This is a genomic window from Micromonospora sp. WMMD737 (assembly GCF_049179055.1).
In the GTDB taxonomy this organism is placed as follows: Bacteria; Actinomycetota; Actinomycetes; order Mycobacteriales; family Micromonosporaceae; genus Micromonospora; species Micromonospora reichwaldensis.
This window is the reverse complement of record NZ_JBMHMH010000001.1, coordinates 1894817-1907066: the sequence shown is the minus strand read 5'-3', so window position 1 is coordinate 1907066 and position 12250 is coordinate 1894817. Positions and strand designations below refer to the sequence as shown.

Annotated in this window: 9 protein-coding genes; 6 read left to right on the top strand and 3 right to left on the bottom strand. The window is 75.3% G+C overall.

Annotation, left to right across the window (positions count from 1 at the left end):
* Nucleotides 1–224: 224 nt before the first annotated feature.
* A complete protein-coding gene (locus ACN27A_RS07460; protein WP_421450663.1) occupies nucleotides 225–647 on the top strand; it encodes a hypothetical protein in 423 nt (140 codons plus the stop codon).
* A 132-nt stretch (nucleotides 648–779) separates the two neighbouring features.
* Nucleotides 780–1652: a peptidoglycan DD-metalloendopeptidase family protein gene (locus ACN27A_RS07455; RefSeq protein WP_421450661.1), complete on the top strand. Its 873-nt coding sequence runs from the start codon at nucleotides 780–782 to the stop codon at nucleotides 1650–1652.
* Between the two features lie 115 nt (nucleotides 1653–1767).
* On the opposite strand, the gene ACN27A_RS07450 is transcribed toward ACN27A_RS07455, so the two are convergent.
* A complete protein-coding gene (locus ACN27A_RS07450) occupies nucleotides 1768–4029 on the bottom strand; it encodes a catalase (RefSeq protein ID WP_421450659.1) in 2262 nt (753 codons plus the stop codon).
* 114 nt (nucleotides 4030–4143) lie between these two features.
* Between ACN27A_RS07450 and ACN27A_RS07445 the strand changes: the two genes are divergently transcribed.
* Complete coding sequence (locus ACN27A_RS07445) at nucleotides 4144–5043, top strand: serine hydrolase domain-containing protein (protein ID WP_421450656.1); 900 nt, start codon at nucleotides 4144–4146, stop codon at nucleotides 5041–5043.
* Between the two features lie 50 nt (nucleotides 5044–5093).
* On the opposite strand, the gene ACN27A_RS07440 is transcribed toward ACN27A_RS07445, so the two are convergent.
* A complete protein-coding gene (locus ACN27A_RS07440) occupies nucleotides 5094–6488 on the bottom strand; it encodes an N-acetylmuramoyl-L-alanine amidase (RefSeq protein ID WP_421450654.1) in 1395 nt (464 codons plus the stop codon).
* Nucleotides 6489–6793: 305 nt separating this feature from the next.
* Here ACN27A_RS07440 and ACN27A_RS07435 point away from each other — a divergent pair, with 305 nt between their 5' ends.
* The 3 genes from ACN27A_RS07435 to ACN27A_RS07425 all read left to right on the top strand — a co-directional run bounded on the left by ACN27A_RS07435 (nucleotide 6794) and on the right by ACN27A_RS07425 (nucleotide 10730).
* Entirely contained in the window at nucleotides 6794–8200 is a 1407-nt protein-coding gene (locus ACN27A_RS07435; RefSeq protein WP_421450652.1) for a hypothetical protein, read from the top strand.
* A 65-nt stretch (nucleotides 8201–8265) separates the two neighbouring features.
* Nucleotides 8266–9492 carry an AAA family ATPase gene (locus tag ACN27A_RS07430; protein ID WP_421450650.1) on the top strand — a complete coding sequence of 409 codons (1227 nt, stop codon included), beginning with the start codon at nucleotides 8266–8268 and terminating at the stop codon, nucleotides 9490–9492.
* Nucleotides 9489–10730, top strand: a complete 1242-nt coding sequence (locus ACN27A_RS07425; RefSeq protein WP_421450648.1) for a DUF2201 family putative metallopeptidase — start codon at nucleotides 9489–9491, stop codon at nucleotides 10728–10730. The genes ACN27A_RS07430 and ACN27A_RS07425 overlap by 4 nt, the downstream gene beginning before the upstream one ends.
* Nucleotides 10731–10769: 39 nt before the next feature.
* Here the strand turns inward: ACN27A_RS07425 and ACN27A_RS07420 are convergent, their stop codons facing one another.
* Nucleotides 10770–12209, bottom strand: coding sequence for a hypothetical protein (locus ACN27A_RS07420; protein WP_421450646.1), 1440 nt, complete (start codon nucleotides 12207–12209; stop codon nucleotides 10770–10772).
* Nucleotides 12210–12250 lie beyond the last annotated feature (41 nt).

Sequence of the window (12250 nt, the reverse complement as noted above, 5' to 3'; positions counted from 1 at the left end):
GGCCCGTCGGTGACGTGGCCAGGCCCGCCGGTGCGGTCGCCGTCGCGACCGCACCGGCGGGCCGCCGTCCTCGCCGGCGGCGGCCCCTCCCGCCGGAAGCGCCGCGGCCTGACGCGTGGCCACCGCCGACCCGGCCCCCGCGCGTACGCCCGGGTGCGGGAGATCCCGCGCGGTGAGTACCCGGGCTCACGTCCCACGGCCCCCGCTCCGCGAGGCTGTACGGCATGACCTCGTCGACACCCGCCGCCCGGTCCCGGTACGCCCTCGTGCTCCTGACGGTGGCCTGGGTGGTGGCGTGCCTGGCGTTGCTGTGGTGGTCGTTCACCATCGGCATGCAGGGCTGGGCCGACCACCACTCGAACGGTGGCGGGCGGTCGGCGGAATTCGGGCGCCGCTCCGCCCAGGCGCTGCTGGTGCTGGCGGCGACGGCAGCGGGCGGGCCGGCCGTCATCGCGCTTGTGGCGTTCGGCTGCCGGTACCGCCGCACCGGGCTGGTCTACCTGCTCCTCGCCGTCGTGGCCGTGGCGGCGCTGGCGCCGGCGGTCGTGGATGCCGCGCGCACCCTCCGGCCGCCGGCCGCGCCGCTCCCGGCGCCGACGACCTGCCAGGAGCACAGCGGCGGTGACAGCCGCTGCCCGGGCGGCTGAGCGACCCGGTGGTGCGGTCGCGGATCGTTGCCCGTGGCCCGGCGTCGTGGCGCAGCGGGCGGTCGACAGATTTATCTGCGGCTATGTAGTGTCACAGGCTCGACCGGCGCACCGACCCGCAGGGAGCACGCGATGGACCACCTCGACCCAGCCGCGTGCTGTGGCGACGGGCCGGCGGTCGCCGGTGTCGACCGCCGCGCGGTGCTGCTCGGCGCCGCCCTCGGCGCGGGCGCCCTGGCCGGGTTGGCCGTGCCGGGCCGCGCGTACGCCGCCCCCGCCATCCACCACCCCTTCTCCGGGTATCCCGTCACCGGCACCTGGCAGGAGCACCTGAACCGGGGTTCGCTCGGCGGCGTCGACTTCGGCATGCCGGTCGGCACCCGCCTGCCCGCCTGCGGCGCCGGCACCGTCCAGAACATCCCGTACAACGGCACGGGCGGGCACACCGTCACCATCCACCACGCCGACGGGTACCGCAGCCAGTACATGCACCTGTCGCAGTTCCTGCTCGGCAACGGCGCGGCCGTCGCCAGCGGCACCGTCGTCGGCCTCTCCGGCGGCGCGGCCGGAGCGCCGGGCTCGGGCTCGTCCACCGGGCCGCACGTGCACTGGCACATGATCAACCCGGCGGGCGTACGCATCGACCCGCTGGCCTACATCGGGCAGAACCCCGTACCCGGGCGACTGCCCAAGACCTCCACCGAGCAGGACGGCGTCCCCGGCGTCATCTTCTACCAGCGCATGCAGAACTGGCTGCGGCTCACCGCCGGATACACCGGCCCGATCGACGGCGTGCCCGGGCCGAACACCTACGCCGCCCTCCAGCGGGCCATGCGGGCCTACGGCTACACCGGGCCGATCGACGGCCAGCCCGGCCCGAACACCTGGCGTGCCGTGCAGCGCCTCGCCTCCGGCCACGGCTACACCGGCCCGATCGACGGGGTCATGGGCCCCAACTCGTGGCGCGGCTTCGCCCGCTTCCTCAACCAGGACAGGTGGGACTGACCGCGCCAGCCCCGCCGCGCCCGCCGGACGGGCGGCGGTGGGGCGCGGACCGGACGCGACGAGGGCCGTCCTCCCGGTGCTGCGGGGGGACGGCCCTCGTCGACCGACGAGCGCGTCAGGCGACCGAGGCGGGGAACCTCTCCCACACCCGGTGGGCGGCCATCAGCTGCTGCACGGCGGTGAGGACCTCGGCGCCGGAGCCGCCCGTGACGACGCCGGGCGTGCCGGCGACCCCTGCCCGCCGCAGCACGTCGACGCCGGCGCCCCACGCGCCGATCGCCTTGGCGTGCCGCCAGCACTCGTCGACCAGCAGCAGCACCCGCGGATCCACGGCGGCGGAGTCCGCCGCGCCGGCCTTGGCGTCGCGCGCCGGCGACGCGTCCGGCGCGGGCGCCGGCGCCCCGGCCAGCAGGAGCACGTCGAACTCGACGGAGCGGCCGGTGGCGAAGGTCCGCTGCACGGGCAGGCCGTCCACCAGGCCGCCGTGCGGGGCGACGAGGAGCGGCACCATGCCGGCGGCGAGGACCGCCCGGCGCACCTCGTCGACGTCGTCGAGCCCGGCGGCGGGGTCGACGACGATGCCCACGGTACGGCCGTCGGCCGGCCACTGCCTGCCCACCTGCGACAGCACGGGGCTGGGGGCGGGGTCGACGAGCGGCACGGTCGGCTCCGGCGCGGGCAGGCCCAGCCCGGTGGCGACCTCCGCGCACAGCACGGGGTCGATGTTGGCGAGGCACTGGAGCTGGCGCTCCCGGATCGCCTGGTGGTAGCACTTGCCCAGCTCGAAGGTGTAGGCGCGGACGATGTGCTCCTTCTCGACCGGCGACATGCTCAGCCAGAACAGGCGGACCTGGCTGTAGTGGTCGTCGAACGAGACCGGGTTGGCGCGTACCTTGGGCGCCTGCGTCACCGTCACCGGCACGTCGACGAACGCGCCGTCGGCGTCCCCGGCCGGGAAGGGGTTGCCGCCGTCGAGCGAGTTCGGCCGGTACGGTGCGACCCCGGCGTGCACGGCCTGCTGGTGGAAGCCGTCGCGCAGCATGTCGTTGACCGGGGCATGCGGGCGGTTGATCGGGATCTGCGAGAAGTTCGGCCCGCCCAGCCGCGTGAGCTGCGTGTCGACGTACGAGAACAGCCGGCCCTGCAACAGCGGGTCGTTCGTGACGTCGATGCCCGGCGGCAGGTGGCCGACGTGGAAGGCGACCTGCTCGGTCTCGGCGAAGAAGTTCGTCGGCGTCCGGTTGAGCGTCAGCTTCCCGACCGGCTGCACCGGCGCCAGTTCCTCCGGCACGATCTTCGTCGGATCGAGCAGGTCGATCCCGGCGAAGGTCTCCTCGGGAGTGTCGGGGAAGACCTGGAGGCCCAGCTCCCACTCGGGGAAGGCGCCGGCCTCGATGGCGTCGTAGAGGTCCCGGCGGTGGAAGTCCGGGTCCACGCCGCCGAGCAGCTGCGCCTCCTCCCAGGTCAGGGAGTGCACGCCCAGCTTGGGCTTCCAGTGGAACTTGACCAGCGCCGTCTCGCCGGCGGCGTTGACGAGCCGGAACGTGTGGACGCCGAAGCCCTCCATCATCCGGTACGAGCGCGGGATGCCCCGGTCGGACATGTTCCACATGGTGTGGTGCTGCGCCTCGGTGTGCAGGGAGACGAAGTCCCAGAAGGTGTCGTGCGCGCTCTGCGCCTGCGGGATCTCCCGGTCGGGGTGCGGCTTGCCGGCGTGGATGATGTCGGGGAACTTGATGGCGTCCTGGATGAAGAAGACCGGCATGTTGTTGGCGACCAGGTCGAAGGTGCCCTCGTCGGTGTAGAACTTGGTGGCGAAGCCGCGGGTGTCGCGGACCGTGTCGGCCGAGCCGCGCGAACCGAGGACGGTGGAGAACCGCACGAAGACGTTGGTCGACCTGCCCTTCGCCAGGAAACCGGCCTTCGTCACACCCTCGGCCGTGCCATAGGCCTCGAAGACGCCGTGCGCGCCGGCCCCACGCGCGTGCACGACGCGCTCGGGAATGCGCTCGTGGTCGAAGTGGGTGATCTTCTCGCGCAGGTGGTGGTCCTGGAGCAGGACCGGACCGCGCGGCCCGGCCTTCAGTGAGTGGTCCGTGTCACGCAGGCGCGCCCCCTGCGACGTCGTGAGGAAGGCGCCCTGCTGACCGTTCGCCGTCGTCGGCGCGCCGGTCGCCGCGCCGGTCGGCGTACGGGTCTCCGGGGCGCCCTGTTCCTCCTTGGGCGGCAGCGGATCGTGTGGCGTCGTCGGCTCCTCGACGGTCGGCGGGGCGCTACCCGGCGCGCCGGGCACGTCCGGGGTCAGCGCGTCGGCCACCTTCCCGGCTGCGGCCTCCACCACGTCCTTGACCGCCTTGGCTGGCTTGCTGGCATCCATCTGGCGAGTTCCTCCACGAGAACGGTGTTGAGCAGGCGTCCTGGCCCGTACCCTGAGCGGGGCGGCGGAAACGGGGACACGCCGGCGGCCCGCCGTCTCGCGTATCGTCCGCCCGTGAGCGCCGCACTCCTCGACGACTTCGTGCGGGCGGACCGCGACCGTGCCCTGGGCACGTACGGAATCCACGTCCACCGCGAGGGCCGCCCGCCTGTGGCGCACCGCTTCCGGTCCGACGACCGGGTGAACGTGTACGCCGTCGCCAAGACGTTCACGTCCGTGGCCGTGGGGCTGGCCGAGGCGGAGGGGCGGCTGAGCCTCGACGACCGCCTCCTGGACCACCTGCCCGAGCTGCGGCCGATCGCCGCCGACGGGCTCGGTGCCGTCACGCTCCGGCAGTTGCTGACCATGACCAGCGGCACCAGCCACCGCTGGTTCGCCGACGAGCGGATCACCGCCGCCGACCTGCTCCACGAGATCGTCGCCGCGCCGCTCGCCGCCGCGCCCGGGACCCGCTTCGCGTACACGGGCTCGGGTCCGTACGCCCTCGGCCGGGTGATCGCCCGGGTCACCGGGGCCGACCTGCGCTCGTTCCTGCTGCCGCGCCTGTTCGCGCCGCTGGACCTGCACGACCCGCCCTGGCACACGTGTCCGCTGGGCCACCCGCTCGCGGAGAGCGACCTCTTCCTGCGTACGGAGGAACTCGCGCGGTTCGCCCGGCTGCTGTTGCAGGAGGGCCGGTGGGACGGCCGGCAGGTGCTGCCCGCGCGGTACGTGCGGCGGATGACGGGGGAGCGGGTCGACACCAGCGCCGTCACCTACGGCGAGCCGTACACCCACGGATACGGGCTGGGCGTGTGGCTCGACCGGGCCGGCACGTACCGGTTGGACGGTAGCTACGGCCAGTACGTGGTGGTCAGTCCCGCGCGGCGGGCCGCCGTCACGGTGACCGCGCATGCGGAACGCGACCAGGAGCTGCTCGCCGCGATCCACCAACTCGTCGTCGCGCGGCTGTGACGCGCCGGTGCCGTCCACCCTCGCGGGGTGGACGGCACCGGCCGTGGTGGTCAGCAGCGTGGCACGCCGGGAATGAAGCCGTCGTGGCCGGTCAGGACGTACGCGTCGGAGACGTAGCGGTTGGTGCCGATCCGGTCCCAGACGTTGCTCGTGCCGTAGGGGCCGGTCACCGTCGTGCCGACGGCCTGGCAGTAGATGCTGACGGTCGCGCCGTCGGCGACGGAACCCACGACGGCGTAGCCGGTGCCGGGCCCGGAGCGCACGTTGAGGCTCACCCCCTCGGTGTTCACCGTGCCGGAGCCGACGCCGGTCTGCTGGTTCACCAGCTGCATGTAGTAGGACCAGTTCCAGTTCGGGCCCGGGTCGGTGTGGGTGGCCCCGGGGACCTCGTGGTGACCGATGATGTGCGTCCGGGTCTTGGGGATGCCGTACTTGTTGGCGAGGCTGCGGGTCAGCGTCGCGGACGCCCGGTACATCGCGTCGGTGAACCAGGCCGCGTTGTCGACGTACCCCTCGTGCTCGATGCCGATGGACTGGGTGTTGTAGGTCCAGTTGCCGGCGTGCCAGGCGATGTCCTTCTCCCGCACCGACTGGGTGACCGCCCCGTCGGAGGAGCGGAACGTGTAGTGCGCGCTGGCCTGGGCGGCCGGGTTCTGGAACCAGCTGATCGAGCCGGCGTAGCTGCCCTGCGTCACGTGGATGACGATGTACCTGACGGAGTGGCTGGTGGGCCGGCTGGCCACCGTGTAGTTGCTGGTGCTCGCCGGCGCCCACGCGGCCGGCCCGTAGTCGGTGCTGAGGATGCCGACCCCGTCCGACGTGCCGCCCGGCAGGTCCCGATCCGGTGCCACCTGGCGGCCGGGGACCCTCGCCACCCCGGCGTGGCCGGTGTCGAAGCCGGCGCGGAGCAGGTCGTAGACGGCGTCCGCGTAGACGCGGGCGAGCGACGGGCTGGCCGCGCCGCCGTAGCGGGCGACCGCCGCGTACCACTCGTCGACGTCGTCGCGCCCGGCCGCGCTCAGGCCGGCCTGGTCGGCGTAGGAGCGCAGGACGGCGGCCGCTCCGGCGATGTTCGCGGCGGCGTCGGCGCGCAGCGCGGCCCGGCTGAGCCCGGTCAGCGTGGCCGCCTCGTCCAGGGTGCGCAGCTTGGGGTTGCTGACCAGGTGCATCATGCCGTAGCCGCCCGCCGCGCTGGGTGCCCCGCCGTGCCCGTCCAGGCGGGTCTCGGCGTAGCCGAGGGCGACGAGCAGGTCGCGGGGGACGTCGTACCGGCCGGCGGCGGTGTCGAAGGCGGTGGCCAGCCGGGCGGCCGCCCGTGGGGCCCCCTCCGGGGCGGCCGACACGGGCGCGGCGGCCAGGGCTGATTCGGCAGTCAGGACCAGGGTCGCGGCCAGCATGGCGCTGAGCAGCCCACGCCTGCGTCGCGCGGCGGGTCGAGCAGTCATCTGCACCCCTCATAATATTCGCCAATGTCGATGAGGATCGGCGGGTGGCGGTAACGTACACCGCGACGGACGGCGATGTAAATGCCTTCCGTGACGGTGTGGCGAGGTGGCGGAAACCTTCAACCCGGGTGCGTCGGCCGCCTCCGGTGGAACTGCCACACCGGGCAGCCGGGCGGGAAGCGGGCGGCCCCGACCGGGACGGGATAGAGGCTGGCGGGTCCGGTGCCCGCACCGGTATGCTCCCCGCCGATGACGACTTCCTCTCTCACCAGATCGGAGGCCCGGTTCTCGCAAGGTGAGTGCTGATGCACTACCGACCCGCGAGTCCGGACCTTCGTCCGTCCTTCTGGCCGCACGTGCGCGAGTTCGCCGTGCCGCCGTCCATGATCGAGGTTGCCACCGCCCGTCGGGCCGTCGGGGACTGGGCCGGGGCGTGCGCCGCCGCCCGCGTCGACGCCGATGTCGACCTGCGTTCCGTGGCCCGTACCCACGGTCGGGAACTCGCCGACCGGCTCCGCGCCGACCTTCGCCACCTGGCTCCCGACCTGCTGCGCTGGCATCTGCCGAGGATCGCGCCCGACGGGCTGCTGCGCCCCGGCCTGACCATCGCGCTGGCCCGCTACGACCGGGGCGGACGCCCCGCCGACACCGTGCACCTCGTGGCCCGGACGCCACCGGCGTGGGCCGACGCCGGTCAGCGGTTCAGCCTGGCGCTGTGGGACGGGCCCCGCTCCGGCTCCGGGCCCTGTCGCCATCCGCACCCGCACCCCGACCGCCGGTTCCGTCTCGACCTGCACCGCCACCTGTGGGACGCGCGGCGGACCGGTGAGCTGCGCGTCCGGTCGGGGGCGGACCGGCCGTCCGAGGACGACCCCTGCGCCGTCCTACCGGAACCGCTGGCGACGGCCGGGCGACGGCGGGGCTGGGCGGTGCAGAGGTGGTCCGCCGAGGCAGCCATCCTGCTGCGCGCCGAGGGACGGGCCGGCGGCCCGGTCGTGGTGCGGGTCGGGGCGCGACGCCACCTCATGCTGGAGGTGGCGGCCGGAGACGGTCCCGGCCCGCCCGAGGTGGGGACCGCGTCGTCGCCCATGCGAAGCCGCGTCGGGACGCACGGTTCCACGCCGGTGCTGCCCGACGCCGCGACCTGGGTGTCGCCGGACCTGGAACTGCTGCGCAGCGGGTCGATCGACGCCGGCCGGCTGCATCCGCTGGTCGCGTCGGCCCTGGCACCCGGCCGCCCGGCGGGGACCGCGCCCCGGACGACGGACCGGGCGGGACAGCCGCGCCGGGTGCGGTGCCGGGGAGCCTGGCACCGGATCGGCCTGGCCGGCGGGACGCTCGTCGCGCTCGACCACGACCCGGCCGAGGTGCGCCGGGAGGAACTTCTGGCCGCGTTGACCGGCACCCCGCTGCCCTGCCTCCAGGCGATCGACGAGGCGCACCGCCACCCGGAGTGCCTCCCCGAGGTCCGGGCCCGACTGGACCACGGCGACACCGCCGGCGCCCTCGCCGTGGTCGAGGCCCTGCTCGGACCCGACGCGCGGGTGCGCGACGGGGCGCTGCGCAACGAACTCGAGACGGCCGCACTGCGGCGGGTCACGTACGGGCTGTTCCGGGCGGGACTGGCCGGGACCGGCCCCGGCCCCGCCGCCGCCGAGCCTCGCCGTACCCGCGACCGCCGCTCGCGTCCGCGCCACGGAATCGCCCGCTGACCGAGGGCCCCGGCCCCGCACCACCTCGCTCTTGCACCCACCACGAGAAACCACAGGTGATCACCATGCCCCTTGCCGTCGACCGGACCCCCGACCCGCAGCTCGCCGTCGCCGCCGACCTGCTCTCCCTGTTGCGCGACACCACCACCGAACCCCGATCCGACACGCAGCTGGAGGCACTGACCCTGGCCGTGGCCGCCGACCTGCCCGTGCTGTTGTGGGGTGAACCGGGGATCGGCAAGACCGCTGCCCTGACACAGCTCGCCGAGGCGCTGGACCTGCCGCTGACGACCGTCGTCGCCAGTGTCCACGAGCCGTCCGACTTCTCGGGACTGCCGATCGTCGGTGACGACCCCGCGACGCAGGGCGTCCCGATGGCGCCGCCGGACTGGGCCGTACGCCTCGTCCGCGCCGGCCGCGGGCTGCTGTTCCTGGACGAGCTGTCCACCGCCCCGCCGGCCGTCCAGGCCGCCCTGCTCCGCCTCGTGCTCGAGCGGCGGGTGGGCGCGCTGCGGCTGCCGCCCGGCATCCGGATCGTGGCCGCCGCGAACCCCCGGTCCTCGGCGGCCGACGGCTGGGAGCTGAGCCCGCCCCTGGCCAACCGCTTCGTCCATCTCCAGTGGGTCCACGACCACGAGGTCGTGGTGCGCGGCCTTGGCGGGACCTGGCCCCGGACCGCGCTGCCCCGGCTGTGCCCCGACAGGTTGCCGGAGGCCGTCACCTTCGCCCGGCGCGCGGTGTGCGGGCTGCTGTCGGCCCGCCCCGCGCTCGTGCACCGGCTGCCCGGCAACGAGACCCGCCGGGGCGGCCCGTGGCCCTCGCCCCGGAGCTGGGAGATGACCCTGCGCCTGATCGCCTTCGCGACCGCGGCGGGCACCTCCCGGGAGGTGCTCTCGATGCTGGTGCGGGGCACGGTGGGCGACGGCCCGGGGCTGGAACTGCTCGCCAGCATGGACCGGATGGACCTTCCCGACCCCGAGACGTTGCTGGCCGACCCGGCGGCTGCGGTCCTGCCCGAGCGGGGCGACCTGCGGCAGACCGTGCTGGACGGCGTGGTGGAGGCCGTCCGCGGGCGCCCGGAGAGGGGGCGCTGGGACGCCGCGTGGACGCTGCTGGTCCGGGCGCTGGAAAGCGGCCCGCCGGACCTGGTGGTCGTTCCCGCGAGCACGCTCGCCGCCCTGCGCCGCGAGGACTGGGACGTGCCGGCGGCGATCGAACGGCTCGCCGGGGCGGTGTCGGTGTCCCGGCGAGCCGACCAGGCCCGGCTCGCCGCCGCGGGGAGCGGCCGGTGAGCCCGGAAGCGGGGACCCTGGACCGGGAGAAGCTCTTCGCCGCCCGGCTGCACGCCGTCCGGGTCCGGCCCTACCTGGCCTCGGCGCTGTTCGCCCTGCACGTGGTGGAGTCGCGCCGGGTGCCGACAATGGCGGTGGACCGGCACTGGCGATGCTACGTCTCGCCGGTCTTCGTGGACCGCACGCCGGTGGAGGAACTCGCCGGGGTGTGGGTGCACGAGGTCTCGCACCTGCTGCGCGACCACCACGGGCGCAGCGACCGGGTCGCGTGGGAGCGAGGGCTGACCGGGCCGGGGGAGCGGCTACGGATGAACATCGCGGCGGACTGCGAGATCAACGACGATGCCTTCGGTGACGGGCTGACCCGACCCGAGGGTGTCGTCGACCCGGCGTTGCTGGGGTTGCCGGAGGGGGAGCTGATGGAGGACTACCTCCGTCAGTTCCGGCTCGGGCCGCGTACGCAGGGGCTGGTCTGGCTGGACTGCGGCAGCGGCGCCGACGGGGCGGAGCGGGAGTGGGACCTGGGGCCGGACGGCGCGCAGGGCCTCAGCGCGCAGGAGCGCGACGCGGTGCGGTTCCGGGTGGCGGAGGGCATCACCGGGCGTCCCGGGGACGTCCCGCAAGGCTGGCGGAGGTGGGCGGAGGAGGCGTTCCACCCGCCGCAGCCGTGGCGGGACCTGCTGGGGGCGGCGATCCGCTCGGCGGCCTCCGGCGCGGGCGCGGGCGAGGACTACACGTACGGCCGGCCGGCGCGGCGCTCCGCCGGGGTCCCCGGCGTCGTCCTGCCCAGCCTGCGGCGCATGCCACCCCGGGTCTGCGTGGTCGTCGACACCTCCGGGTCGGTCAGCGACGCCGAACTGGGCAGCGCGCTGCTCGAGGTCGCGGCGATCTCCCGCGCCGTGGGCGGCCGGCGTGACCTGGTCAGCGTGCTGTCCTGCGACGCGGCGGCCCGGACCGTGCACCCGCTGTGCCGCGCCGAGGAGATCCCGTTGGTGGGCGGGGGCGGGACGGACCTGCGTACGGGCTTCGCCCGGGCGTTGCGGACCCGGCCCCGTCCGGACGTCGTCGTGGTCCTGACCGACGGGCAGACGCCCTGGCCGGCCGCGCAGCCGCCCTGCCGCACGGTGGTCGGGCTGTTTCCCCGCCGGCACACGTACTCCGGATCGTGGAAGGAGGACGACCCCGAGTACGTGCCGGACGCACCACCGGAGTGGGCGCGGGTGGTGGTCATCGGGTAGTCCGGCGGCAGCCGCACGGCCTGGCTCACCGGGGCGGTGTCACGCACCGCCGAGGCGGGGCGTGACCGGGCGGACCTCGACCGGGGCGCCCGGCCGCCCGCCCGCGCGCGAGCGGTACTCGGGGACGCCCACGCAGGTGAAGAGCAGCGCCGCGAGGTCGTCCGGCTCGCCCAGCAGCCCGGGGACGGCCGAGTCGAGGAAGGTCATGCCGGAGGCGCCCGCGCCCAGGGCGTACGCCGCGAGGTGCAGCCGGCCCTCGACGAGCCCGGCGGCGAGCTGGGCGTCGCGGTAGCCGCGGTCGTCGAGGGCCGAGAGCGGCGCGGCGGCGACGACGACGTAGGCGGCGTCGCCGGCGAGCGCCTGGTCCAGGCAGACCCGGAGCAGCTCGTCGCGCAGGTCGCCGGCGCGCAGCGGCGTCGACAGGTCGGGCCACCGGTAGAGGCCGGGCGGCACCCCGTCGACCCCGTGCACGGCGACCCAGTGCGGCACCGGCACGCCGCGCAGGGCCGCGGCCAGGGGCCATTCCAGCAGAGCGCGCGGCAGTGTGCGGGACCTGTCCATCCGCCGCTGCGAGCCGCGCCGACGGACGACCTCGTCGAGCGGGTCGGACGGCGGGTACGCCGCCAGCGGCTCCGCCGACGGCCAGGGCGCGCCGAGCACGTCCCGCTCGCCCGCGCGCTGGGCGGTGGTGCACAGCGGCAGCTCGACCGGGGGCAGCTCACCGGGGAGCGCCGGCCCGGTGGGCCCGATCGCCGGATCGCCGTCGCCGAACGACAGCAGGGCCAGCGGGTACTCGTGCACCCCGTCCGCGCCGACGAGCGCGCGCACGGTGGAGTCCGGGAAGAGCGACCGCAGCCGCGGCGACAGGCCGGCGCTGTCGGCGGCCGCCGACAGTTGGGACAGCAGCGTGCCGGCGTCCCAGTAGAGGTGTCGCCAGCCCCGCTCGGCGTAGCGCCACCCCGTGCGCCACGGCACGCCCGTGACCACAAGCGTCGTGACCGCCCCGGTCGCGGCGGGAGCCACCTGGACGAGCGCGTGCCGCCGCGCGTCGTACCAGTGCACGCCGTCCGGCACCCCCGCGACGCCCCGGGTGCTCGCGTAGACCTCCAGCGGGAAGCGCGCCCCGGCCGATCCGGCGGCGCGGTAGAGGACGGGACGGCCGTTGCGCTCGGCGGTGCGCACGACGCCGGCGCCCAGGAAGAGCACGCGGCCCAGCTGCGCCGCGTCGAGGGGCTGCGCGGGGGACGCGACGCCGGCCAGCACGGCCGTCGCGGGGACGCCGGGGTCGGGCAGGTCGCGCGGCAGGGCGAGGACGGCCGGGCCGTCCGGGTAGCCCTTCATGGGCGGCGGCAGGGTCCCGGGGTCGTTCGGGACGAGGTCGTGGCGGACGCGCGGATCGTCCACGGGCACGTCCCACTCGCGGCTCGGCTCGTAGGACGTCAGCCGGTGCAGCAGCCCGGCGCCGGTGTCGAGGTCCATCCGGCCATCCTGCCAGCGCGGAGCGCCGGGCGGTGGCCCCG

Coding starts and splice junctions, on each gene's coding strand:
- ACN27A_RS07430 (WP_421450650.1), top strand. CDS start 8,266: ATGCCCCTTGCCGTCGACCGGACCCCCGACCCGCAGCTCGCCGTCGCC.
- ACN27A_RS07460 (WP_421450663.1), top strand. CDS start 225: ATGACCTCGTCGACACCCGCCGCCCGGTCCCGGTACGCCCTCGTGCTC.
- ACN27A_RS07450 (WP_421450659.1), bottom strand. CDS start 4,029: ATGGATGCCAGCAAGCCAGCCAAGGCGGTCAAGGACGTGGTGGAGGCC.
- ACN27A_RS07455 (WP_421450661.1), top strand. CDS start 780: ATGGACCACCTCGACCCAGCCGCGTGCTGTGGCGACGGGCCGGCGGTC.
- ACN27A_RS07435 (WP_421450652.1), top strand. CDS start 6,794: ATGCACTACCGACCCGCGAGTCCGGACCTTCGTCCGTCCTTCTGGCCG.
- ACN27A_RS07420 (WP_421450646.1), bottom strand. CDS start 12,209: ATGGACCTCGACACCGGCGCCGGGCTGCTGCACCGGCTGACGTCCTAC.
- ACN27A_RS07440 (WP_421450654.1), bottom strand. CDS start 6,488: ATGACTGCTCGACCCGCCGCGCGACGCAGGCGTGGGCTGCTCAGCGCC.